This is a genomic window from Streptosporangium sp. NPDC002721, assembly GCF_042888905.1.
In the GTDB taxonomy this organism is placed as follows: Bacteria; Actinomycetota; Actinomycetes; order Streptosporangiales; family Streptosporangiaceae; genus Streptosporangium.
The window spans coordinates 28,723-51,775 of record NZ_JBIAQI010000028.1; the positions used below are offsets into that span (position 1 = coordinate 28,723).

Sequence of the window (23,053 nt, forward strand, 5' to 3'; positions counted from 1 at the left end):
GCGTGCCACGCGGGGGGTGTCGCGGTGAGCACCGTACGCGCCTCCGTCAGGTGGATCCGGGCCGACCTCAGGGCCCGCAGGGTCCAGGCGCTGCTGACGGTGCTGGCCGTGGCCGGGATCGTCACGGCGCTGATCACCTCCGCGACCCTGCTGGAGGACGGCACCAACCCGTGGCGCGGGCTGTTCGCCGAGTCCAGGGGCGCGCACGTCTGGATCCACACCAAGGACGCCCCCGACCCGGCCGCGCTGTCGAGGCTTCCGGGCGTGGTCCAGGTCGCCGGCCCCTACCGGTCGGCTCCGGTCACCCTCACCCTGGACGGGAAGAAGTCGCCGGTGGCGCTGCGGGAGATGTCCGCGCCCACGCCGAGGGTCGCCGCCCCCCTGATCCGCGAGGGGCGCCCGCTGCGCCCCGGCGACACCGACGGCGTGATCGTCGAGCGCTCCTTCGCCAGGGCGCTCTCCCTCAGGGTGGGCGGCCTCTTCCCGGTGACCGCGCTCAACGGCGCCACCCACCCGCTCGTCGTGGTCGGCCTGGCCGACACCGCCGACCAGGGCTTCTACCCCGAGTGGACGCCCGGCCTGGCCTGGACCCTCGCGCCCGTCCTGGCCAGGGTCGAGCCCGCCCTGGGCCGCAGCGAGTCGGTCACCGGGTTGCGTCTGGCCGACGGGGAGGCCACACTGCCCGCCGTGCACGGCGCCGTCACCCTCCTGGAGGGGCAGATCCAGCGGATGTCCACCTGGCGCGAGGTCCGCGCCTCGATGGAGCTGGACAACCGGCTGCTCGGCCTGCTGCTCGCGCTGTTCGGGATCACCGGGCTGGTCGCGGCCGCGCTCGCCATCGCCAACGCGGTGGGCGGCCGGGTGCTGAGCCAGACCCGCGACATCGCCACCCTGAAGTCCCTCGGCTACACCCGGGGCCAGGTCTTCGGCGTGCTCATGGCCGAGCACGGCGCGCTCGGGCTGCTCGGCATCGCCATCGGGCTGGTCTGCGGGCAGGCCGCCGCCTCGTTCGTCCTGGACGGGGTGCCGATCCTGCCGCTCTCCCCGGTCCCGCTGCTCGCCATCGCCGCGGGCACCGCCGCCGTGGTGCTGGTCGCGGTGGCCCTGCCCGCCTGGCGGGGCGGCCGCACCCCGCCAATCCCCGCGGCCCCCGCCGCCCCGCCCAGGGGGCACCTGTCGCGGCTGGCGCGCCTGGCGCTGCTCGTACGGCTGCCCCCGGCCCTGGTCCTGGGCACCCGCGACGCCTTCACCCGGCGCGTCCCGGCGTTCCTGAGCATCTTCGGCGTCGCGGTCCCGATGATGATGATCACCATCGGGCTCGGCTGCTGGGCCACCCTGGACGACTTCCTGCGCCACCCCGAGCGGGTCGGCCAGGCGGCGGCGCTCGTCGTGCGCCCGGACAAACTCCAGGCCGACGACGCCCTGCGGATCGCGAGGGCCGACCCGGGGGTGCTCGCCGCCTACCCCGGCACCGAGGTGCCCGCGCTGGAGCCCGAGCAGACCAGGAGCGTGCTGGCCCGCGCCGCCGGGACCTCCGCCGAGCCGTACCCCTTCTCGGTCGTCGAGGGGCGGATGTACGCCGCCAGGGGCGAGGCCGTCGCGGGGCAGGGGCTGCTCGACCTGCTGGACGTGAAGATCGGTGACCGGGTCCGGCTCACCGTCGGCGGCACCCCGCTGATCGTGCACCTCGTGGGCCGGGTGGTGGAGCCCGACCAGGACGGCGAGGTGCTCTCCTTCGGCATCGACAGCCTCGCGGCCAAGGACGCGGTGCCGCCGCAGTTCTACAGCCTGGTGCTGCGGCCGGGCGCCGACCCGGTGGAGGTGAGGGCGCGGCTGCTGATCGCCTCGGGCGAGGCCCTGGAGGTGCAGCGGGTGGTCAACCCGGCCGAACGGCTCGCGATCATCCGCGTGGTGATCGTGGCGCTGATCGTCGTGCTCGCCCTGCTCGGCCTGGCCAACCTCCTGACCGCGAGCGCCCTGGGGCTGCGCGACCACGCCTTCGACCTCGCGGTGCTCAAGGCCATGGGCCTCACGCCCAGGCAGGTGGCCGCCACCCTGGTCACCGGGACCGGCCTGCTGATCGTGCTGGGCGTGGTCGCGGGCGCCGCGGCCGGGGCCTCGCTGGTCGGCGGGCTGATCGACCTGCAGGGGCACACCAGCGGCGTGGGGGCGGGCATCGGCCGTACGCCCTCGGCCCTGACGCTCGCCGTCGCGGTGCTCGTCGCGGTCGGGACCGCGCTGCTGGTGACGCTGATCCCGGCCGGGCGCGCGGCCCGCGCCCAGGTCCCGGTCACCGCGAGATAGGGGACGGCTCCGGGACGGTCACCCTGCGACGAGGCGGCCCGGTCGCCGTACGACAGAAGACAACCCCGGGACGGTCACCGGTCCCGGGGCTGTCTCTCGGAAATCGGAAAGAGGTCAGAAGTCGACGCCGGGGGTGTCGGCGTTCTTGAGCGAGAACCAGTAGAAGCCGTGGCCGGGCAGGGTGAGCAGGTACGGCAGGGTGCCCACCGGGGGGAACCGCACACCGCCCCTGGCCTCGACCGGGATCATGCCCGCGAAGCGGCGCAGGTCGAGCTCGACCGGCTGGGGGTACTTCGACAGGTTGTTGACGCACAGCATCAGGTCGTCGCCGTCCTCGCGGACGAAGCTGAGCACCGCCTGGTTGCTGGACCACAGCTCGTTGTAGATCCCGGTGCCGAAGACCTGGTGGTCGCGGCGGATCGCCAGCATGTTCCTGGTGAAGTGGAGCAGCGACGCGGGGTTCTTCTGCTGCGCCTCCACGTTGACCGCCTGGTAGCCGTGGATCGGGTCCATGACGACGGGCAGGTACAGCCGTCCGGGGTCGGCCTTGGAGAAGCCCGCGTTGCGGTCGGGGCTCCACTGCATCGGGGTGCGGACCGCGTCGCGGTCCTCCAGCCAGATGTTGTCGCCCATGCCGATCTCGTCGCCGTAGTACATGACCGGGGAGCCGGGCAGCGACAGCAGCAGCGCGGTGAACAGCTCGATCTGGTCGCGGTCGTTCTCCAGCAGCGGGGCGAGGCGGCGCCGGATGCCGAGGTAGGCCCGCATGCGCGGGTCCTTGGCGTACTCGGCGTGCATGTAGTCGCGCTCCTCCTCGGTCACCGTCTCGAGCGTGAGCTCGTCGTGGTTGCGCAGGAAGATGCCCCACTGGCCGCTGTCGGGGAGCTTCGGCGTCCGCGACATGATCTCGGAGATCGGCTCGCGGCTGCCCTGCCGGACTCCCATGAAGATGCGCGGCATGAGCGGGAAGTGGAAGGCCATGTGGCACTCGTCGCCGCCGACCGAGGGGTCGCCGAAGTACTCCACCACGTCCTCGGGCCAGCCGTTGGCCTCGGCCAGCAGCACCCGGTCCGGGTAGAGGCGGTCGACCTCGGCGCGGACCTTCTTCAGGTACGCGTGGGTCTCCGGCAGGCCGGAGCAGTCGGTGCCCTCGCGCTCGAAGAGGTAGGGCACCGCGTCGAGCCTGAAGCCGTCGATGCCCAGGTCCAGCCAGAAGCGCAGGACCTCCAGCATGGCCTCCTGGACCGCCGGGTTCTCGTAGTTCAGGTCGGGCTGGTGGTGGAAGAAGCGGTGCCAGTAGTACTGCTTGCGGACCGGGTCGTAGGTCCAGTTGGACTCCTCGGCGCCGACGAAGATGATCGGCGCGTCGGGGTACCCGGCCGGGTCGTCGGACCAGACGTAGAAGTCGCCGTACGGCCCCTCGGGGTCGTGCCGGGAGGCCTGGAACCAGGGGTGTCTGTCGCTGGTGTGGTTCATCACCAGGTCGGTGATGATGCGCAGGCCCCGCTTGTGCGCCGACTCGATCAGCTCCACGAAGTCCCCGAGGTCGCCGAAGTCCGGCAGGATCTTCATGTAGTCGGAGATGTCGTATCCGCCGTCACGCAGGGGAGACTCGTACAGCGGGAGCAGCCACAGGCAGTCGACGCCGAGCCACTCGACGTAGTCCAGCTTCTCGATGAGACCGCGCAGGTCGCCGGTGCCGTCGCCGTTGGAGTCCTTGAACCCGCGGACCAGGACCTCGTAGAAGACCGCGCGCTTGTACCACTGGGGGTCCGCCGAGACGAAGTCCTCGGCCACGGACTCCTGGGAAGGGGAGGGGAGGGGGGATGGATTCATCGTGTTCTCGCTCACGGTGATGGAGGGCAGGACGAAGTCACCGGATGCTCCGGCTGATGATGTTTGGTGACCGCGCCGGCGGGAGCCGTCATCCCCACGAGCTCCATGCTCTTGGACAGGCCGAATTTGTGATTCGGGACCGTCCGTTGTGGCGCTTTCTGGGCCGAACACTACCAGCCGTCCGACGTCGTGGAACCCCCCTTGGCGTGCTACGCCGCCTCCGCCCCACGGAATCGCCGCGCGCATCGCGCCGTTGCCGCGTAATCGCCGTGTCACCCGCTGTTCTCACGGGGGAAACACGATGCGGTACAGGAAAGCGCTTTCCGTTCGTGCCCGCAGATCAGGCCCGCGTGCGCGCCGCCCGGCGGGAGCGCGGACTAGACCTTTGTGAAAGGGGTTCCGCGTCCGGTTCCGGGGACGTCGAAGGGCCCCGCCGGACCATGTCATAGGGGGACGGCGGGTGGATTACAGGGGGCCGGCCGGGCTCGGGAAGGGGTGAGCCGGGAGGGCTCGCAAGGGTCCCGCGGACCCACGGCGGGGTGGGTCCGGAGAGCTCGCAAGGGTCCCGCGGGACCCACGGCGGGGTGAGCCCGAGGAGGCCGTGAGGGGCCGGTCAGGCCCAGGGAGGGGTGAGTTCGGGGAGGTTGTCCCGGTGGTCGCCGAGCCAGGCGCCGAACAGCACCAGGCTCCGCACCCAGAAGCGGTCGTTCCAGCCGTTGAAGCGCGCCAGCCCGTCCGGGCCCTCGGCGACCACCACGTGGAGCTGCTCGGACAGCAGCGAGGGCACGGCGTCGGCGACCCGGGTGAGCATCCGGTGCCCGTACTCCCTGGCGGGCGCGGCGGCCGAGCGGAGCGGGACCCGCTGGAGCGGCTGCTTGACCACGTTGGTGGAGGGCAGCGCGGCCACGCGCGGGTCGGCGGCGTACAGGATCTCGCGGTAGAAGCGCCCCTGGTCCTTGCGGTGCACGCCGACCGAGAGCGCGGCGTCGAAGAAGTCGGGGTGGATGAACGGCGCCGCGAACGAGACCTCGGGGCCGACCAGGTTGACCGGGGAGCGGGCGATGCCCCGCGCGGTCCTGGTGTGCAGGACCGACAGCGGCAGCTCCGCCCGGTGGCCGTTGAGCATGGTGGTCGACTGGGTGAAGGCGTGCCTGACGCTGTCGGTGACCCACGCCTCGGCCTCCTGCGACAGGAACGGCACCGACGGGGAGCCCAGCGTGAGCGAGCCGAGCAGCGCGGCCTTGCGCTCGGCCTGCGTGGAGGCCTCCAGCGCGGCCCCGCTGACCATGAAGTTCTTCAGCAGCGGCCCCCCGGCCAGCCCGTCGACCAGGGTGCGTCCGGCCCGGTGCACCTCGCGGGCGAACGGGGTGTACCAGGCGTGGTGCGGGGTGAGGAACTCCAGCCGCCGCGCCGCGGCCAGCGCGTCGTCGGGGTAGGCGGCGGCGTCCTGGGGGATCACCCGGTGACGCACGCCCAGCTCGCGGGTGATCGCCCTGGCGAAGACGATGTCGGTGTCGGTGCCGTCGTCGGGGCTGGTCGTCCACGACTCCACGTCGGCCCCGCGCGCCACCGCCACCGAGCACAGCAGCCGCGAGTCGTAGCCGCCGCTGACCGGCACCAGCAGCGGGCGCCCGTCGAACTCCTTGTAGACCTCGTGCAGGATCTCCAGGATCTCCCCGGCGGTCCTGCCCGCCTCGTAGGGCTCCTCGCGCAGCCACCGGGGCAGCATCCGCTCGACGCCGACCCGGCCCGTCTCCCGGTCGAAGACCAGCGCGCTCGCCCCCGGCAGCCGCTTCACCTGCGTGTACGGGGTGTCGTCGCGCAGCGGGAAGGTCATCTGGATGATCGAGGCCCAGGCGTCCCAGTTGATCTCGTACGGCGTGCGGGCCAGGGAGAGCAGCGGTTCGAGCAGCGAGGAGAAGTAGACCGCCCCGCCCTGGGACAGGTAGTAGACGTCCACCAGGCCGAGGCCCCCGGCGTGCAGCGTGATCCGCCCGCCGTCGTCGATCAGGCCGGGCGTCTCGTAGGTCTCCGCCACGGTGATCCACGGCGCCGCCCCGCCGGGCGTGCGCTCCCCCCAGGCGAAGGCCCAGGTGCGCTCGTCGCGCCGGTAGGGCGGCAGCGGGGAGGAGCTGAACAGGGCCGCGTTCCCGGCCTGGACGGCGGGTCTGACCCGCGGCCCGGCCCCGCGCAGCGTCTCCAGGACGGCCTCGTCGAGGTGCCCGATGCCGCCGCAGACGTACGGCCTCACATTGAACGTCGGCCACTGCACCGTGCTGACTCCTCTGTGTCGCGATTGACCAAAGGGTATCCTTTCGCCCGGCTCACGAAACGGAGGACGGCGTGGCGGGCGACCAACTCGAAAGCACACGACAGGCGTTGCGGGAGGCGGTGGCGCACGCGGAGAGGGCCGCCGAGCTGGCCCGCCTGCTCGAAGCGGCACAGGCCAAGATCGCCGATGCGGAGCGTGCGGCCGAGGAGCTGCGCGGCGTCAAAGAGCTCCTGAGCGAGACCGAGGAACGGCTGGAGGCCGCGAACGCGGCCGAGGAGAAGCTGCGCAAGGACCTGGCGGAGCAGCGCTACCAGGCCGAGGTGGCCAGGTGGAAGCTCTCCTCGGTGCAGGTGGCCCGCTGGTCGCGGCTGGGTGACGCGATCAAGACGGGCAAGAGCAACCCGGTGCGGCTGGCGCGCGGCCTGCGCGGGGCGGCCAAGCCCGCCAAGCGCCCGACCGCTCCCAAGCGCCAGCCGGTGCCGCGCAAGGCGGGCGACAAGGCGCCGGTCCCCGGCGCGTCCTTCCAGGCCACCAGCTCGGTCAGGACCGTCGGCGGCAGGTCGGTGAAGCTCAAGCCCTACCGCGTGCCGACCGGCCCGAACACCCGCCCGCACCTGACCGCCGCCGTGATCGCCGCGCCGCACGGCGAGGCGCTGCTGCGCTACGAGTGGCGCCAGACCACCGGCTTCACGCCGAGGGACTTCGCCCGGGTGCTGGCCGCCGAGGTCCCGCACCTGCTGCTGGTCGAGTCGGTGACCGAGGGCCCCTGGGCCGCGGAGCTGCGCAGTCCGGACCAGGGACTGCGCGCCCTGCTGGCCTGGTGCGCGGAGCGGGGCATCCGCACCGTCTTCTGGCACACCGGGGGCGAGCCCGGCGAGTTCGTCGCCGCTGCCAGGCTGTTCGAGCACGTCGTGACCGCGCTGCCCAGGTCCGTGGGAGCGTGGGGCACCGCGCTGGCGGCCCAGGAGCCCGAGCAGGGCCGCCGGACGCCCTCGCTGGGCATCCTGCCCTTCGCCGTCCAGCCGCGCGTGCACAACCCGCTCCCGCTGGCCGGTGACCGGTTCGAGCGGGTGCTCTCGCTGGAGGAGCTGCTTCCCGGCCACCTGTCGTACCCGGACGTGCTCACCTCCTACCGCTGGCCCGTCGCGGTCGACTGCCCGCCGGGCACGGAACCCTGGCGGATGGCCGAGCTGGCCGCCTGCGGCACCCCCATCGGCACCGAGCCCGACGCGCGCCGCGCCCACCTGGCGCTCCGCCAGGCGTACGCCTCGGGGACGATGACCAACAAGGTCGACGACCTGCTGGACGCGATCGGGCTGCCCAGCGGCAGGGCCACCCTGAACATCTCGGTCATCATGATCGACCGGGGCGACCTCGACCACACGCTGGCCCAGGTCGCGCCGCAGAAGGGCGTCGTCCAGCTGGTGCTGCTGTCGGACGCCCCGGACGCCGTCGGGCGGGCCAGGAAGGCGATGCCCGACGGGGTGGACGTCACGGTGCGCCGCTCCGACACCGAGCTCACCACGGGCGGCCTGCTCAACCGCGCCCTCGACCTGTGCCAGGGCGACCTCGTGGCGGTCATGGACGCCCGCGACCGCTACGGCGAGCACTATCTGGCCGATCTCAGCCGGGCCTTCCTGTTCGCCAACGCCGACATCGTGGGCAAGGCGGCCTACTACGCCCACCTGCGCGACGTCGCGGCGACCGTGCTGCGCCAGCCCTCGGCCGAGTACTCCTACCTGCCCGACGTCGCCGGGGCGACCCTGCTGGCCCGCCGCGCGGTCCTGCGGGGCATCGGCTTCGCCGACGTCTCGGACAACTGGGCCGACGTGCTGATGCGGCAGTGCCGCGCGGACGGGATCAAGGTCTTCTCCGCCGACCGCTTCGGGTACGTCTGCATGCGGGACCGCGACCGCTGGCTGCTCGGCTCGGCCCAGCTCGTCGACTACGGCCCGCCCGACCCGCACGCCCTGATCTGACCGGTGCCCCGGTCCGGCCTCCCGGTCCGGCCGGGGCCTATCTGACCGGCGGCCTGGTCCGGTCGGTGGCCTGGCTTGGCATGACCGGCGCCCCGGTCCGGCCGGTGGCCGTTCCGGGATCGTTAGGCTGCCGGGATGACGCCCGGCGCGCTCGGCGAGGTTCTCGGCCTGCCACCGATCCCCAGGGGGACGTGGGCCGGGGAGGCGACCTACGTCTCCCCGGCCGCGCTGCGCCGGGGCGAGGATCCCGGTGAGATGGCCGACCGGCTCCGCGCGCTGCCGGGGATCGCGGCCGTCCGGGTGCGGCCCGGCGGCCTCCTGGAGATCGCGGTGGCCGTCCCCGGCGAACTGGTCACGGAGATCGGCGCCGCCGTTCCCAAGGGCACGGTCGGGGTCGGGGGCGGGGCCCCATGGCGGGACCTGCCCAGGACGTGGGCCAATCCCGGGTTCGTCGTCGGGTACGCGCACGCGCGGGCGGTCGCCGTACAGCGCTGGGCGGCGGAGCTCGGCGTCGGCGGGGACTTCAGGCCCGAGCTGCTGGCCGGCCCCAGGGACCGGGCGGTGCTCAGGCTGCTGGCCGAGCTGCACGGCAGGCGGGTGAGCCGGGACCCCGGGTGGGCCGCCTACGCCGAGCAGCTGGCCCTGGCCTACCACGACGCGTTCGAGGGGGCCGCCGCGCTCCCCTCGGGGGACGAGGAGCCGTCGGAGCTCCACGCCGCCCGGGTGCGCCTGGCGCGGGCCGTGCGGGACGTACTGGCCGAGGTGCTGGCGGCGCTTGGTGAGACGGCGCCCGAAAGATTGTGATAGACCCTCCCAAAGAAGCTGAAAAGGATCAGGAAGAGGCGAAGGGAAAGGGAAGAGGCGAATGGTCGGGCCCCGGGACTGGGAGGCGCGCGAGCCGCGCCGCTCCGGGATGGTCCGGCGAGTGCTGCCGACCCTGCTCGCCTTCGCCGTCATCCTCGGCGGGCTCGCCTATCTCGGCGGGGACCTCAGGGAACTCCTCGGCACCGCCCCCGGCTCGCCCCGCTCGGCCGCGGCGACGCATCGCCTCTACGAGAAGACCGGGCCGGTCGACGGCCGCTGCGACACCCTTCCCAAGGACCTCGACGCCGACGTGACGGCGTCGCTGAGGGCTCTCGGCGGGTGCCTGGACCGGATGTGGGCGGCCACCCTGGGGCAGGCGGGCATCGACTACGAGCCACCGGAGGAGGTGCGGCTGGTCACCGCCCCCGAGGAGGCCGCGTGCGGGATCGACGACTACGACTGGGCCGGGATCTACTGTCCCGGGCCCCGTGTCGTCAACGTGCTGGTCGAGGGGGAGCGGGCCTTCCCGATCATGTTCACGCTCGCGCACGAGTACGCCCACCACGCCCAGGAGGTCAGCGGGATCGCCGAGCAGAGGGGCTCGGAGGCCTTCGACGAGGCGTGGTCGCGGCGGCTCGAACTGCAGGCCGACTGCCTGGCCGCGGTGACGCTGCGCGTCGCGGCGCCGCGGCGGCTGGAGAGCCTGCGCCGTCTCGCCGGGCGCGGTTCCGGCGCCGACGAGGGCGTGGAGGCGGGCTACCGGCAGTCGCACGGCTCGGGGACGAGCAGCGCCGCCTGGATGCGGCGCGGCCAGGAGGGCGGCACCGTGGGATCCTGCAACACCTGGTCCGCTCCCGCCGAGCGGGTCTCCTAGTCTCGCTCCGGCATCGCCGGTCCCTCCTGTTTCCCAGGCACGGGTTCTCACGAAGATCATGTCGCGGTACGCCATTAAAATATGCTGCCAAAGTGGCGCATAACGTAAAAAGTTCGCGTGGTTGAGGTGGATCGCGTCTCGATGGGTGGGCAATCGTCTCAGGGGGATCACCGGGTCCGATAGCCTCGATCGGGTGAGTCGATTCGCCCACCCCGCCGGTGACCGGCATGCAGAAGTGCTGCCCGAGGAGCGCCCTCCGCACGCACCCGCAGACCTGAACACGCTCGACCCGACCATCTGGCCGCGAACGTCGAGCCGTGCCGACGGCTCGATCACGATCGGCGGCGCGGACGTCAGGGACCTGGTCGCGGAGCACGGCACCCCGCTCTACGTGGTGGACGAGGAAGACTTCCGCTCCCGCTGCCGCGACTACGCCGACGCCTTCTCCGGGGGCGAGGTCCACTACGCGGGCAAGGCGTTCCTGTGCCGCGAGGTCGCCCGCTGGATCATGCAGGAGGGCCTCGGCCTCGACGTCTGCAGCGCCGGCGAGCTCGCCGTCGCGCTCAGCGTCGGCTTCCCGCCCGAGCGGATCACCATGCACGGCAACAACAAGTCGCTCGCCGAGCTGGAGAGGGCCGTCGAGGCCGGAGTCGGGCACATCGTGGCCGACTCCTTCGAGGAGATCGCCCGCCTGGGCTTCCTCGCCGACAAGCACGGCAGGCGCCCCAAGGTGATGATCCGCGTCACCGTGGGCGTCGAGGCCCACACCCACGAGTTCATCGCGACCGCCCACGACGACCAGAAGTTCGGCTTCTCGCTGAGCGGCGGCGCGGCGGCCGAGGCGGCGAGGCGGATCCTCGCCCTGCCCCAGCTGGAGCTCGTCGGCCTGCACTCCCACATCGGCTCCCAGATCACCGACACCGCCGGGTTCGAGGTCGCCGCGGCCCGCCTCGCCACCCTGCTGGTCAAGATCAAGGATGAGCACGGCGTCGTGCTCCCCGAGCTCGACCTCGGCGGCGGCTACGGCATCCCGTACGTCGAGGGCGACACCGCGCCCGACGTCAAGGAGATCGCCGACAACCTGCGCGAGATCGTCAGCAAGGTGGCCAGGGGCGCCGGCCTGCCGGTGCCCAAGCTCACCGTCGAGCCGGGCAGGGCCATCGCCGGGCTCGCCGGGGTGACGCTCTACGAGGTCGGCACGATCAAGGACGTCGAGGGCCTGCGCACCTACGTCAGCGTCGACGGCGGCATGAGCGACAACATCCGCACCGCCCTGTACGGGGCCGACTACACCGCGCGCCTGGCCTCCCGGGAGAGCGCCGCGAAGCCGATGCTCTCCCGCATGGTCGGCAAGCACTGCGAGAGCGGCGACATCGTCGTGCGCGACCTGTGGTTCCCCGCCGACCTGGCCACCGGCGACCTGATCGCCGTCGCGGGCACCGGCGCCTACTGCCGCTCGCTCTCCAACAACTACAACTACCTCCCCAAGCCCGCCGTGGTCGCGGTCAAGGACGGGGTGTCCCGCGTGATCGTCCGCCGGGAGACCGAGGACGACCTCCTGAGAGGACAGCTGTGAAACGACCCGGAGCGGCGGGGGAAGCCCGTCCGCGGTGTGAGCGAGAAGGGGGCCTGATCGCATGGCACTGAAAGTCGCGCTGCTGGGATGCGGCGTCGTCGGCTCCCAGGTGGTCAGGCTCCTGCACGAGCAGGCCGACGACCTCGCCGCCCGCATCGGGGCGCCGCTGGAGCTCGCCGGGGTCGCCGTGCGGCGCCTGGGCCGCAGGCGGGACGCCGACGTGGACCCCGCCCTGCTCACCACGGACGCCGAGGCACTGGTCACCCGGGACGACATCGACATCGTCGTCGAGGTGATCGGCGGCATCGAGCCCGCCAGGTCGCTCATCCTGGCCGCGCTGAACAGCGGCAAGTCGGTCGTCACGGCCAACAAGGCGCTGCTCGCCGAGGACGGCGCGACCGTCCACGCCGCGGCCAGGGCCGGTGACGCCGACCTCTACTTCGAGGCGGCCGTCGCGGGCGCCATCCCGCTGGTCCGGCCGCTGCGCGAGTCGCTCGCCGGAGACCACGTGCACCGCGTGCTCGGCATCGTCAACGGCACCACCAACTACATCCTCGACCAGATGGACTCCAGCGGGGCCTCGTTCTCCGACGCGCTGGGGGAGGCGCAGGCGCTGGGCTACGCCGAGGCCGACCCGACCGCCGACGTGGAGGGCTTCGACGCCGCGGCCAAGGCCGCGATCCTCGCCGGGATCGCCTTCCACAGCCGGGTGACGGCCGCCGACGTGCACCGCGAGGGCATCACCGAGATCACCGCGACGGACGTGGCCAGTGCCAAGGCCATGGGATACGTCATCAAGCTGCTCGCGATCTGCGCCCGCTCCGACGACGGCAGGTCGTTCGGCGTACGGGTGCATCCGGCGATGATCCCCCGGACGCACCCGCTGGCCGGGGTCCGCGAGGCCTACAACGCGGTGTTCGTCGAGGCGCGGTCGGCCGGGCAGCTCATGTTCTACGGCGCGGGCGCGGGCGGAGCCCCGACCGCGAGCGCCGTGCTGGGCGACATCGTGGCCGTGGCGCGCAACGTGCTGGCGGGCACCCGGGGCTCGGAGGAGTCCACGTACGCCGACCTGGTCGTGCACCCGATGGGCGAGACAGTCACGCGCTACCACGTCTCCCTGGACGTCGCCGACAAGCCCGGCGTGCTCGCCAGGGTCGCCGACATGTTCGCCAAGCAGGACGTCTCCATCCAGACCGTCAGGCAGGAGGGGCACGGCGCGGACGCCCAGCTGGTGCTGGTCACCCACCGGGCCAGCGACGCCGCGCTCTCCGCCACGATCGAGGGCCTGCGCGAGCTGGACATCGTCCGCGACGTGGTGAGCGTCATGCGCGTCGAGGGCGAGGACACTCCCTAGCGCCGTCCCGTCAGGCCGGTCCCCGCCGGGGCCCGGCCTGTCCGGTTCGGGCCCGGTGCCCGGTCCGGGGCCGCCCGGCCCACGCGGTCCCCGTGTCATGCCGGCTCGGCATCGGGTTCCTGGGCGTTTGATAACGGATCATTTGGTGGCCTCTATCGGCTTATAAGGTGCTTTCATGCTTTATTTGCCGTTCCGTGAGGGGAAGCTCACCGCGAAGGTCTTTCGCCGGGCGGTGGCGGCCGCCACGGCGCTGGCCGCCGTGGTGACGCTGGGCCCGGCCGCCCACGCGGCGGCCGAGCGGCCCGCGAGGAAGGCCGCCACGGTCGTCGCCCTCACCTTCGACGACGGCGACTCCACCCACCCCGCCGTGGCCCGCATGCTGGAGAGACGCGGGATGCGTGGAACGTTTTACATCAACACCGAGACCGTGGGCGGCGAGCAGAAGCTGACCCGGCGCGAGCTCGCCCAGATCGCGAGGAAGGGCCACGAGATCGGCGGGCACACGCTGACCCACGTCCGCCTCACCGAGCTGACCCGGAGCGAGCAGGAGGGCCAGATCTGCGACGACCGCAGGACGCTGGTGGCGTGGGGGTACCGGCCCACCACCCTCGCCTACCCGTTCGGCGCGGTCGACTCCGACGCCATGGCGGTGGCGCGGCGGTGCGGCTACGACGCGGCGCGCGGGGTCGGCGGGCTCAAGGAGTGGGGCTGCCCCGGCTGCCCGCCCGGTGAGTCCCTCCGCCCGAAGAACCGCTACGACATCCGCACGCCGGGCTCCGTCCGCGAGGACACCCTGCTGCGGCACATGAAGCAGCAGGTCCTCAACGCCGAGAAGGGCGGGGGCGGGCTGGTCCCGCTGGTGTTCCACCGCGTCTGCGACGACTGCGGCCTCTACTCGACGACTCCCGAGCTCCTGGGCCAATTTCTCGACTGGCTGGTGAGCCGCAAGTCCCACGGCACGGTCGTGCGGACCCTGCAGAGCGCCGTCGGTGCCCGCTACCGCCCCCTGTGACTTTTCCCGTACGGGACGGCACAGGACCGTCCCGTACGAGAACGTCAGGAGCTCGTGAGGACGACGAGCCGCTGGGTCGCCCGGGTCATCGCGACGTAGCGGTCCACCGCCCCCTCGACGCCCTCGCCGAACGCCTCCGGGTCGACGAGGACGACCAGGTCGAACTCCAGCCCCTTCGACAGCTCCGGGGTGAGCGACCGGACGCGGGGCGTCGCCCGGAACGTGGGGTCGCCGATGACGCAGGCGATCCCGTCGGCGTGTCCGGCGAGCCAGGCGTCGAGGATCGGGCCCAGGTCCGAGGCGGGCCCGTGGACGACCGGGACGCCGCCGCCACGGATGGAGGCCGGCACGTTGGCGTCCGGAAGCACGGCCCGGATGACCGGCTCGGCCTCCGCCATGATCTCCTCGGGCGTCCGGTAGTTGACGCTCAGGGAGGCCAGGTCCACCCGGTCGATCCCGACCCGTTCGAGCCGCTCCCGCCACGACTCGGTGAACCCGTGCCTGGCCTGGGCGCGGTCGCCGACGATCGTGAAGCTCCGGGACGGGCAGCGCAGCAGCAGCATCTGCCATTCCGCGTCGGTCAGTTCCTGGGCCTCGTCCACGACGATGTGCGCGAACGGCCCGGCGAGCAGGTCGGGGTCGGCGCCGGCGCCGGGCAGCCCGGCCTCGTCGACCAGGGCGTCCCTGATGTCCTGGCCGTGCAGCATCGTCACCGCGCCCTCGCCGTCGTCGTCGGCCTCCAGCAGGATGTCGACGACCCTGGCCATCTCCTCGCGCCGGGCGGCGACGGAGGCCTCGTGCCGGCGCCTGCGCCGTGACGCCTCCGGGTCGCCGAGCCGCTGCCGTGCCGCGTCCAGGAGCGGCAGGTCGGACACCGTCCACGCCTGGGCGTCCTCGCGCTGCAGCCTCCTTACGTCCTCGGGGCCGAGCCAGGGGGCGCACAACCGCAGGTAGGCCGGTACCGACCACAGGTCTCCGACGAGGTCGGCCGCCTCGATCAGCGGCCAGGCGCGGTTGAGGGCCGTGAGCAGCTCCCTGTCCCGCAGCAGCGACCCGCGGAGCTGGTCGGCCGGGACGTCGTCGTCGTGCTTGTCCATCAGGATCGTGAGCAGTGCCTCCCAGATCCGGTCGCGCGCCTCGTTGTGGGGGGTGCCGGGTTCCGGGGCCTCGAACGCCTCGGCCCAGTCCTCGGCGCTCAGCCAGACGTCCGACCAGTGGGTCGTGACCGTCATCCCCTTGGCGGGCGGGTTCTCGTAGAACCTGACGGCCGGTTCGATCGCCCGCACCAGGTCCGCGGACGACTTCAGCAGGGCCACCTCCGGGTCGGCCTCGACCGTCGCCGAGGCCCCCTCGGCGACGAGGTCCCGCAGGGTGCAGGTCCGCACGCCCTCCTCCCCCAGGCTGGGGAGGACGTCGGCGACGTACGCCAGGTAGGGCTGGTGCGGGCCGACGAACAGCACGCCGCCCCGGCGGTGGCCGAGACGGGGGTCGGAGTAGAGGAGGTAGGCGGAGCGGTGCAGGGCGACGACGGTCTTCCCCGTGCCCGGACCGCCGTCGACGACGAGGGCGCCGCGCGACCCCGCGCGGATGACGGCGTCCTGGTCGGCCTGGATGGTGCCGAGCACGTCCCGCATCCGGGGCGACCGGTCGCCGCCCAGGCTGGCGATGAAGGCGGACTGGTCGTCGAGCGCGGCGTGCCCCTCGAACCCGTCCGGGGTGAACACCTCGTCCCAGTAGTCGCTGATCCGGCCGCGGGTCCAGCGGTACCTGCGACGGCTCGCCAGGCCCATCGGGTTGGCGTGGGTGGCCCCGAAGAACGGCTCGGCCGCCGGGGAGCGCCAGTCGACCAGCAGCCGGCGGCCCTCGCCGTCGGTGAGGCCGAGCCGCCCGACGTACACGGGCTCGGGGTCGTCCGCGCCGACCATGCGCCCGAGGCACAGGTCCAGGCCGAAGCGGCGCAGCGCGCGCAGGCGGGAGGTGAGCCGGTGGATCTCCAGGTCCCGGTCCAGCACCTGCCGGCCCTTGCCGCCGGGAGCCCTGCGCTCGGCGTCGAGCCGGTCGGACAGGTCGGCGATCGAGCGATTGAGGCTCTCGGCGATGGCCGCGAAGTGCCGCTCGTCACCGGCGATCAGCGTCGGGTCGGCCTTGGGCGCGAGGTGGCCGGGAAGGTCGAACGCGCTGGTGGACAACGGGTTCACCTCACCACCCCCGCGCCGGACTCCCACGACCGCGCCGCGAGCCCTGAGTCCCACGACCGTGTCATGCTCGTCACACCCGCCACATCCGCCACACCCCTCGCGCCCGTCCCGAGTCCCGGTTCTCGCGACCGCACAGCGAGCCCCGCTTCTCGCGACCGCGCCGCGAGTCCCGTTTCCCGCGACCGCGCCGCGAGTCCCGTTTCTCGCGACCGCGCCGCGAGTCCCGTTTCTCGCGACCGCGCCGCGAGTCCCGTTTCTCGCGACCGCGCCGCGAGTCCCGGCGGCGGTTCGACGCCCCCGCCCGGCCCGTACGCCGACAACAACACACGCATTCCATGCCCCCGGTTTCCGCAGGTTCCAGCCTCGGCCGACGATTCTGAGGCATGACCCGGGTCTTGTGGCAAGCCCCCCGGTGCGCTATACGTTGAGAGTGGAAAGGAGTGATTGCTCCTCTTTTCCCCTTTTTGATCGTCCGCCGCTCCCGCGCTCGGGAACCCGCTCAGGAACCCTCGGTGAGCCTGCGCAGGCGACGGGCGGCGCGGGCGAGCAGGGAGCGCTGCTGGGCCTGGCGCAGGGCGACGGCCTCCAGGCGGCGCTGCTCGGCCTTCTCCTTCCACCTGACGGTGTCGCGGCTGCCCTTGGCTGCCCTGGCCCGCAGCTCCTTCAGCTCGGCCTTGAGGGCGGCGACCTGCCGCTGGGCCCGTTCGGCCTCCCTCGCGCGCGCCTCGGCCGCGGCCCGCCAGTGCGCGGCCTCCCGGTTGCGGTTCACGGCCCAGGAGGGGTACGCGCGCGCCGCGGGCCGCAGCTTCCAGGACTCCGCGTCCAGCCAGGTCGCCCCGTGCAGGTCGGCGATCACGTCGTCGAGCCGCTCGCCCTCGCGGATCACGCGCCTCGCCCTGGCCACAGCGGAGGTCCGCTCCAGGCGGGCGGCGAGGACCCCCGACTCGTCCTCGTCCAGCGCCACGAGCAGCAGGCCCTCGTCGTCCCGCTCGGCCTGCTCGACCAGCCTGGCCAGCGAGTCCGCGCCCGGTACCCACCCGGCCGGGCAGACCAGGCGGAACGGCGCGGGCGCCGAGGTCGCGGGGACCCGCTCGGCGAAGGAGACGCGGCCGTCGTGGGCGTACTGGCCGCGCAGCAGCCGCAGGTCGAGCAGCGGGTCGTCCAGCGGGGCCGGGCGCTCGCCGGCCAGGGACGCCCACGGCCCGGTCAGGGTGACGCGCACGTCGGGCAGCGTGCTGGCCAGCGCCCCGTCGACGCTCGCCCTGACGTCCTCGAAGGAGGCGCCCGCGGCGTCCACCACGACGTCGACGTAGGGGACCAGCCACTGCCGGCCCGCGTCGGTGCGCAGGTGGCGCCGGTACGGGACCCGGTCGGCGATGAACGGGTCGTTGTGCCGCCTGACGTCCGCGGGCCTGCGCATCGCGGTCGTGGTGCCCAGGTGCCAGCTCAGCGCCTCGGCGTCGGGGACGAACACCGCGCCCGTCTGGGTGAGCCGGTAGCCCAGCTCGGTGTCCTCGCCGAGGGTGAGGGAGGTGTCCAGCCCTCCCGCCTCCCTCAGCAGGGCGGCGGGCAGCGAGACCGTCGCGCCCACGTGGACGCGGTGCAGCAGGGAGCTGGGCGCGTCGCGGAAGCCGCGGTGGGCGGCGACGAGCTCGCCGATCCAGTCGTGCCCGTGCTCGGGGTCCTCCTCGAAGAGGAGGTTCGCCCTGTCCTTGGCGACGGCGATCTGGACCTCGGCGGGGGTGGGCGGGATGCCCGCCATCGCGGTGAAGCGCAGCGTTCCCAGCACCACCAGGTAGCCGGCCAGGTGGTGCCAGCGCATGTGCGCCTCGACGTGCTTCCGGTAGGAGACGATGTCGGAGTCCATCCGGTGGATCACCTGGCCGTCCGCGACGGCCGTGCCGGTCTCCAGGGCCCGGGCGATGCCCCGGCGGCCGGGGGAGTTGCCGACGATCCGGGTGCGTTCCGGGGCGATCTCGGGGAGCCGGAGCGGGGGCGAGCTGCCGTCGTCCACCACGATCACCTCAAGGAGGTGGGAGGGGTAGGTCTGCGCGGCGAGCGCGGCCAGCGTGAGGTCGAGCCTGTCCTGCCGTCCCCTGGCGGGGATCACCACGCTCACCGCCAGGCGCGGCTCCCACGTGCCCGGGGCGGGCGCGGCCAGCACCCCGTAGTCGTTGCCGGGGATCCGCGCGACGTCCACGCCCGGTTCCGGTGTCGCGTACGGCGCGTGGGAGGGGATCCGCGGGACGTCCGCGTCGCCTCCAGCCGGGACCGCTCCCACGTACGGCGCGTCGAAAGGGGCTCGCGGCGTGCTCACGGCGCCTCCGGGGGGAGTTCCATGAGCGCGCTGGGCCGGAAACCGCGCCACTGACGCTTGTTGCGCCGCAGGAACGTGCCGATCGGCTCGCGCCAGGTGTGGTTGGCGACGTTGCCGCGCCGCAGGATGTAGCCCAGGCCCTGGGTACGGTAGATCTGCCCGCCCGCTGCCTGCACGGCGTGCTGGAACTGGGCGTCGATCGTGCCGGGCATCGGGCGGAAGCCGCCCACGGCCTCGAAGGCGGAACGTTCGGAGAAGATGGTCCCCCCGGCGATGAAGTTGGTGATCTGCTCGGTGATCTGCTCGCGGTGGACGGTCACCCCGATCGAGGCGAGATAGACGAACTCGGGGACCATGCCCACGACCTGGGCGCCCGAGTAGGAGTGGGCCAGCAGCAGGTCGGAGACGAAGTCGGGCCCGTACCAGTCGTCGTCGTCCATCTTCAGCAGGAACGACCCCGAGGCCCTGGCGGCGGCCTGGTTCAGCACGGTCCCGAAGACGGTCCCGCCGTCGGCCTCGACCACGGTGACCGGCCGCTCGAAGCCCGCCAGGGCCCCGGCCACGCCGGGGTGCGTCGCGGGGACCCCGTGCAGCGCGAGGATCACCTCGAACTCGGCGCCGCGCTGCCTGGCCAGCTGCTCCAGCGCGAAGCCCACCATGTCCGGGCGGCGGGTGACGAGCAGCACCGAGACCGTCGGCACGGGCCCCACGGGGGCGCCCAGCTGCTCCCAGCGGGCGCGGACCCCGTGGACGCGCAGCGCCTCGCGGCGCAGCCGGATGCTGTGCTCCTCGCGCTCCAGGTCGTCCTTGAGCGCGGGCACGTCGACCGAGGTGATCAGCCTGGCCAGCTCGGGGCCGAGGGCGCCCGCCCAGCGCGGCACGGCCTCGGAGACCAGGGGCACCCCGGCCGCCGCCAGCCCCGTCACGACCCGCAGCGCGGCGGCCGGGCCGGTGTGGCTGCGCCGCCAGTCCACCCGTACCCCCCTGACCTGCCTGATCCGGTTGACGTCCACGTCCGTGACGAGGCCGGAGGCGTCGAAGGTGGTGAGCGTCCTGCCCTCGCAGGTGATCGCCCAGCGGCCGGACTCGGAGGACAGGTCGGCCGTGCCGAGGGTCGGCACGGTGACGAAGTTCATCGGGTTGACCGAGCGGCCGTCGACCGGGGGGATGGTCCAGGGCTCCGACAGGTCGCCCAGGCCGTTCTCCAGGATCTTTCCGCCGCCGGGGCGGCCGAGCCTCTCCCAGGTCAGCAGCCCGGCGACCGGGCGGTCCACCGCGGCCTCGACGCCGGTCCAGGACGGCGGCTCCTCGCCTACCGCGCGCACGACCAGGTCGGCGCCCCGGGCGCCGAACCTGTCGGGGACGGGCCCGGTCAGGGGGGCCGGGGCCGCGTTCGGGTCGCCGGGACGCCAGTGGGCCGCTCCCGGTCCCGCCAGACCGGCGACGGGCCCGGCGACGGCGTCCATCCGGTGCCCGCCGAACGCCCTCGCGGTCGCGGCGAGCGTCCGCCCCGCGGGCACCGGCTTGGAGAAGCTCGCCTCGACCACCCAGGCGTGCTGCTTCGGCTGGTGGACGCGGAGCTCCACGAGCGCGCGCCAGCGGTGGGCGGGGGTGGGGGCGAGCACCGGCGCGGTGTACCAGTACGGCGTCTCCCGTACGGCGACGACGACCCGGGGGGCCATGGGCAGCAGCGACTGCAGGCTCGCGGCCCTGCGGACGTCGGTCGGCGTGCGGGCGAGCACCAGGATCTCCCCGGCGCCCTCCTCCGGGCGCGGGATGCCGTCGAGGTCGCCGTCGAGGTCGATCACCTCGTACGGCTCCAGCTCGCCGGGCGTCTCGAAGCCCGCGCAGTAGACGAGGACGCGTCGCTTGCCGTTCCGCTCCAGGGCGGCACGGACCAGATCGATCAGAAAGGACATCAGCCGGTCTTCCCCAGACGCCTGGCCATAGAAGTGATCTTTCCCAGCGGGCCGCGCCGCCGCTCGGCCGCCAGGCGCCCGGCCTCGGCCCGCAGCCGATCCGTCTCGGCGCGGAGGCTCTCCACCTCGTCCTTGAGGCTCTCCGCCTCACGCTTCCAGCGCGCGGAGTCGGCCCGCCACCTCGCGGTGTCCCCGGCGACGGGCTCCGCCTCGTCGGCGGTCGTCACGCCGACCTCGGCGGCGCTCACCCAGAGCGAGCCGAACATCTCGTGGACGGCGTCGTCGATCCCGTCGCCACCGGGGCCCTCGCTCACCAGCGCGGCCCTGGCGAAGGCGGCGGTGCGCTCGAACCTGGCCGCCCTCACCCCCGAGGCCCCCTCGTCGAGCGCCGCGCTCAGCAGCCCGTACTCCTCGCTCTCCGCGAGCTTGACCAGTTCGGCGAGGCTGTCGGCGCCGAGGGCCCACCCGGCGGGGACGGTGAGCCTGAACGGCGCGGGCGCCGAGCACGCGGGCGCCTCCTCGGTGAAGGAGACGCGCGGCTCGTGGACGTACAGGTTGCGCACCAGGCGCAGGTCGAGCAGCGGCTCGTCGAGGGAGGGGCGGCGCCCGGCGGGGAGGTCCGTCCAGGGGCCGACCACGGTGACGGCGACGTCGACGAGGGTGCCCGCGAGCGCGGAGTCCACGCTCGCCCGCACGTCCTCGTAGGAGGCGCCGCGGGCGTCGACGACGACGTGCACGTACGGCACCAGCCAGGCCCTGCGCGGGTGGGTGCGCAGCCAGCGCAGGTCGGGGATGAGGTCGGGCAGCACCGACCAGTTGTGCCGGTGCACCTCCTTCTCCCGGATCATGACCGTGGACGGCCCGAGGTGCCAGGCACGGGCACGCGGGTCGGGGACGAAGACCGCGCCCGCCTGCGCGAGACGGAAGCCGAGATCGGTGTCCTCACCCATGTTCAGCGTGGTGTTCACCCCGCCGACCGAGCGCAGCAGCGCCACCGGGACCGAGGTGGTGGCGCCCGAGTGGAGCCGGTAGGCCCCGGCGCCCGCGTCCCGCAGCCATCGGGTCTCCTCCAGCACCCCGGCGCGCCACTCGTGCGGCGCGGACTCGTCGAACAGCTTCTCCGCGTCCCCCGCGTCCACCGCGGAGAGGACCTCCCTGGCGGAGGGGGCGGCCCCGTCGGGGGTGAAGCGGACGTCGCCCATCACGACGGCGTAGGGGACGAGATGGTGCCAGCGCATGTGCGCCTCGACGTGCTCCCTGTCAAGGATCATGTCGGAGTCGACCCAGTGCAGGACGTCGCCCGCCGCCGTGGCGGCGCCGGTCTGGCGGGCCCAGCCCCGTCCCCAGCGGCCTTCGGGCACCCGGACGAGCCTGGTGCTGGCCGGGGCGATCTCGGGGACGCGCAGCGGCGGGTCACTGCCGTCGTCGGAGACGACCACCTCCACGAGATGCGCGGGGTAGGTCTGCGCGGCCAGCCCGGCGAGCGTGCGGTCCAGGGCCTCCTGGCAGTCGTGCGCCGGGATCACCACGCTCACCCTGAGCCGGGGCTCCCATTCGCCCAGGTCGGGCGGGAGCAGCGTCCCGTAGTCGTTGTGCCCGACCCTGGCACGCGGGACGGCGGCCCGCTCAGCGTGGTCGGCCCGCTCGGGGCAGTCGTTTCGGTCGGCCCTGTCGTCCCGGTCGTCACGTGGGTGGCCGGGCGGGGTGGCGCCGGAGGTGGCGGAGCCGGTCACGCCTCCCTCCTCGCTCTTTCCTCCGTGGTCCGTTCGGTCCCGGCCCCCGCCGCGCCCAGGCGCGGCAGCAGGTCGTGGACGATCTTCTCGATCTCCTGGCGCCGGGGTACGGAGGCCAGCCGGTCCTCGCCCAGGGAGACCAGGATCGCCTGCAGGTCCTCGTCCCGCTTGCGCTCGTGCTCCTTCAGCAGCTCGACGATCTCGTCCAGCCGCCGGTCCAGGCGCTGGGCGGCCGTCTTGACCGTGGCCAGCTCCGCCTCGTAGCGCTTGACCCGGGCGTCGATCCGCTGTGCCTTGCCGTCGACCCTGCGTACGGTCGCGACCGCCAGCACCTGGACGGCGAGCAGCGTCGCGATCGCGCCGAGCACGATGGCCGCCGTGACCGAGAGAATCCCGGTGGTCGCGAGCAGCGTCAGCGCGATCAGGAACACCGGGCCGAGTGTCGCCGCCAGAAGCGTCAGTTTTCGGGGCGTGGGCATCCGCGCTTACCTTCCGTGCCGCTCTGTCGTTACTTGTCCTTGTGGGTGGTAAATGAGGCTATCGGCTCTCCAAGTGCAAATACGGCGATAAATAGGAAATTCGAAGGTTCCTGTGACCTGTGTGACAGCTGTGAGTGGTCGAGGGTCATCGTCGATGTCAAGGGGGAAGCGCGGTGAGAAGGGATCTTCCCACCTCGCTATCCTTCGCTCGTGCCCGCGCAGCCGACCGCCCTCCCCCCGCCCTCTCCCGCCGCCCCGGCGAGCCTCCCACGGCCGTTGCCGAGGGCGTGCGCCCCCGGCCCTCACGGCGCCCCCGGGGATCGCGAGGTTCGCGGAACCCCCGGCGCCGAGCACCCCCGGCGGCCCTCCCAGACCGGTTTCCCGCCTGTCGTACCG

Annotated in this window: 14 protein-coding genes; 7 read left to right on the top strand and 7 right to left on the bottom strand. The window is 73.2% G+C overall.

All coding sequences use genetic code 11. The features are described 5' to 3' along the window. Positions 1–24 precede the first annotated feature (24 nt). Positions 25–2,304, top strand: coding sequence for an FtsX-like permease family protein (locus tag ACFYWM_RS34150; RefSeq protein WP_389922443.1), 2,280 nt, complete (start codon positions 25–27; stop codon positions 2,302–2,304). A 114-nt stretch (positions 2,305–2,418) separates the two neighbouring features. On the opposite strand, the gene treS is transcribed toward ACFYWM_RS34150, so the two are convergent. Then, positions 2,419–4,140 (bottom strand): maltose alpha-D-glucosyltransferase, encoded by a 1,722-nt coding sequence (treS, locus tag ACFYWM_RS34155; protein WP_389922445.1) that lies wholly within the window; start codon positions 4,138–4,140, stop codon positions 2,419–2,421. 613 nt (positions 4,141–4,753) lie between these two features. Continuing rightward, on the bottom strand, positions 4,754–6,412 hold the full coding sequence (locus tag ACFYWM_RS34160) for an asparagine synthetase B family protein (protein WP_389922448.1): 1,659 nt from the start codon (positions 6,410–6,412) through the stop codon (positions 4,754–4,756). A gap of 71 nt (positions 6,413–6,483) precedes the next feature. Here ACFYWM_RS34160 and ACFYWM_RS34165 point away from each other — a divergent pair, with 71 nt between their 5' ends. The 6 genes from ACFYWM_RS34165 (at position 6,484) to ACFYWM_RS34190 (ending at position 14,011) form a co-directional block, all read left to right on the top strand. Next, complete coding sequence (locus ACFYWM_RS34165; protein WP_389922450.1) at positions 6,484–8,391, top strand: hypothetical protein; 1,908 nt, start codon at positions 6,484–6,486, stop codon at positions 8,389–8,391. Positions 8,392–8,526: 135 nt separating this feature from the next. Continuing rightward, a complete protein-coding gene (locus ACFYWM_RS34170; protein WP_389922453.1) occupies positions 8,527–9,195 on the top strand; it encodes a DALR anticodon-binding domain-containing protein in 669 nt (222 codons plus the stop codon). Between the two features lie 61 nt (positions 9,196–9,256). Further along, positions 9,257–10,069, top strand: coding sequence for a neutral zinc metallopeptidase (locus ACFYWM_RS34175; protein WP_389922456.1), 813 nt, complete (start codon positions 9,257–9,259; stop codon positions 10,067–10,069). A gap of 193 nt (positions 10,070–10,262) precedes the next feature. Further along, on the top strand, positions 10,263–11,645 hold the full coding sequence (gene lysA, locus ACFYWM_RS34180) for a diaminopimelate decarboxylase (RefSeq protein ID WP_389922459.1): 1,383 nt from the start codon (positions 10,263–10,265) through the stop codon (positions 11,643–11,645). Positions 11,646–11,706: 61 nt separating this feature from the next. Further along, a complete protein-coding gene (locus tag ACFYWM_RS34185) occupies positions 11,707–12,999 on the top strand; it encodes a homoserine dehydrogenase (RefSeq protein ID WP_389922462.1) in 1,293 nt (430 codons plus the stop codon). Positions 13,000–13,174: 175 nt separating this feature from the next. After that, a complete protein-coding gene (locus tag ACFYWM_RS34190) occupies positions 13,175–14,011 on the top strand; it encodes a polysaccharide deacetylase family protein (RefSeq protein ID WP_389922467.1) in 837 nt (278 codons plus the stop codon). A gap of 44 nt (positions 14,012–14,055) precedes the next feature. On the opposite strand, the gene helR is transcribed toward ACFYWM_RS34190, so the two are convergent. The 5 genes from helR to ACFYWM_RS34215 form a co-directional block, all read right to left on the bottom strand. Continuing rightward, complete coding sequence (gene helR, locus ACFYWM_RS34195; protein ID WP_389922472.1) at positions 14,056–16,209, bottom strand: RNA polymerase recycling motor ATPase HelR; 2,154 nt, start codon at positions 16,207–16,209, stop codon at positions 14,056–14,058. 499 nt (positions 16,210–16,708) lie between these two features. Further along, positions 16,709–18,526 carry a glycosyltransferase gene (locus ACFYWM_RS34200; RefSeq protein ID WP_389922475.1) on the bottom strand — a complete coding sequence of 606 codons (1,818 nt, stop codon included), beginning with the start codon at positions 18,524–18,526 and terminating at the stop codon, positions 16,709–16,711. Then, entirely contained in the window at positions 18,523–20,445 is a 1,923-nt protein-coding gene (locus tag ACFYWM_RS34205; protein WP_389922477.1) for a glycosyltransferase, read from the bottom strand. Before ACFYWM_RS34205 ends, ACFYWM_RS34200 begins: the two co-directional genes overlap by 4 nt. Further along, a complete protein-coding gene (locus tag ACFYWM_RS34210; protein WP_389922480.1) occupies positions 20,445–22,178 on the bottom strand; it encodes a glycosyltransferase in 1,734 nt (577 codons plus the stop codon). The genes ACFYWM_RS34205 and ACFYWM_RS34210 overlap by 1 nt, the downstream gene beginning before the upstream one ends. Next, complete coding sequence (locus ACFYWM_RS34215) at positions 22,175–22,657, bottom strand: hypothetical protein (RefSeq protein WP_389922483.1); 483 nt, start codon at positions 22,655–22,657, stop codon at positions 22,175–22,177. The genes ACFYWM_RS34210 and ACFYWM_RS34215 overlap by 4 nt, the downstream gene beginning before the upstream one ends. Positions 22,658–23,053 lie beyond the last annotated feature (396 nt).

What these genes read in the sequence shown, in the direction of transcription:
- treS (WP_389922445.1), bottom strand. Translation starts at nt 4,140, where the DNA reads ATGAATCCATCCCCCCTCCCCTCCCCTTCCCAGGAGTCCGTGGCCGAG.
- ACFYWM_RS34170 (WP_389922453.1), top strand. Translation starts at nt 8,527, where the DNA reads ATGACGCCCGGCGCGCTCGGCGAGGTTCTCGGCCTGCCACCGATCCCC.
- ACFYWM_RS34175 (WP_389922456.1), top strand. Translation starts at nt 9,257, where the DNA reads ATGGTCGGGCCCCGGGACTGGGAGGCGCGCGAGCCGCGCCGCTCCGGG.
- ACFYWM_RS34185 (WP_389922462.1), top strand. Translation starts at nt 11,707, where the DNA reads ATGGCACTGAAAGTCGCGCTGCTGGGATGCGGCGTCGTCGGCTCCCAG.
- ACFYWM_RS34190 (WP_389922467.1), top strand. Translation starts at nt 13,175, where the DNA reads ATGCTTTATTTGCCGTTCCGTGAGGGGAAGCTCACCGCGAAGGTCTTT.
- ACFYWM_RS34205 (WP_389922477.1), bottom strand. Translation starts at nt 20,445, where the DNA reads ATGTCCTTTCTGATCGATCTGGTCCGTGCCGCCCTGGAGCGGAACGGC.
- ACFYWM_RS34215 (WP_389922483.1), bottom strand. Translation starts at nt 22,657, where the DNA reads ATGCCCACGCCCCGAAAACTGACGCTTCTGGCGGCGACACTCGGCCCG.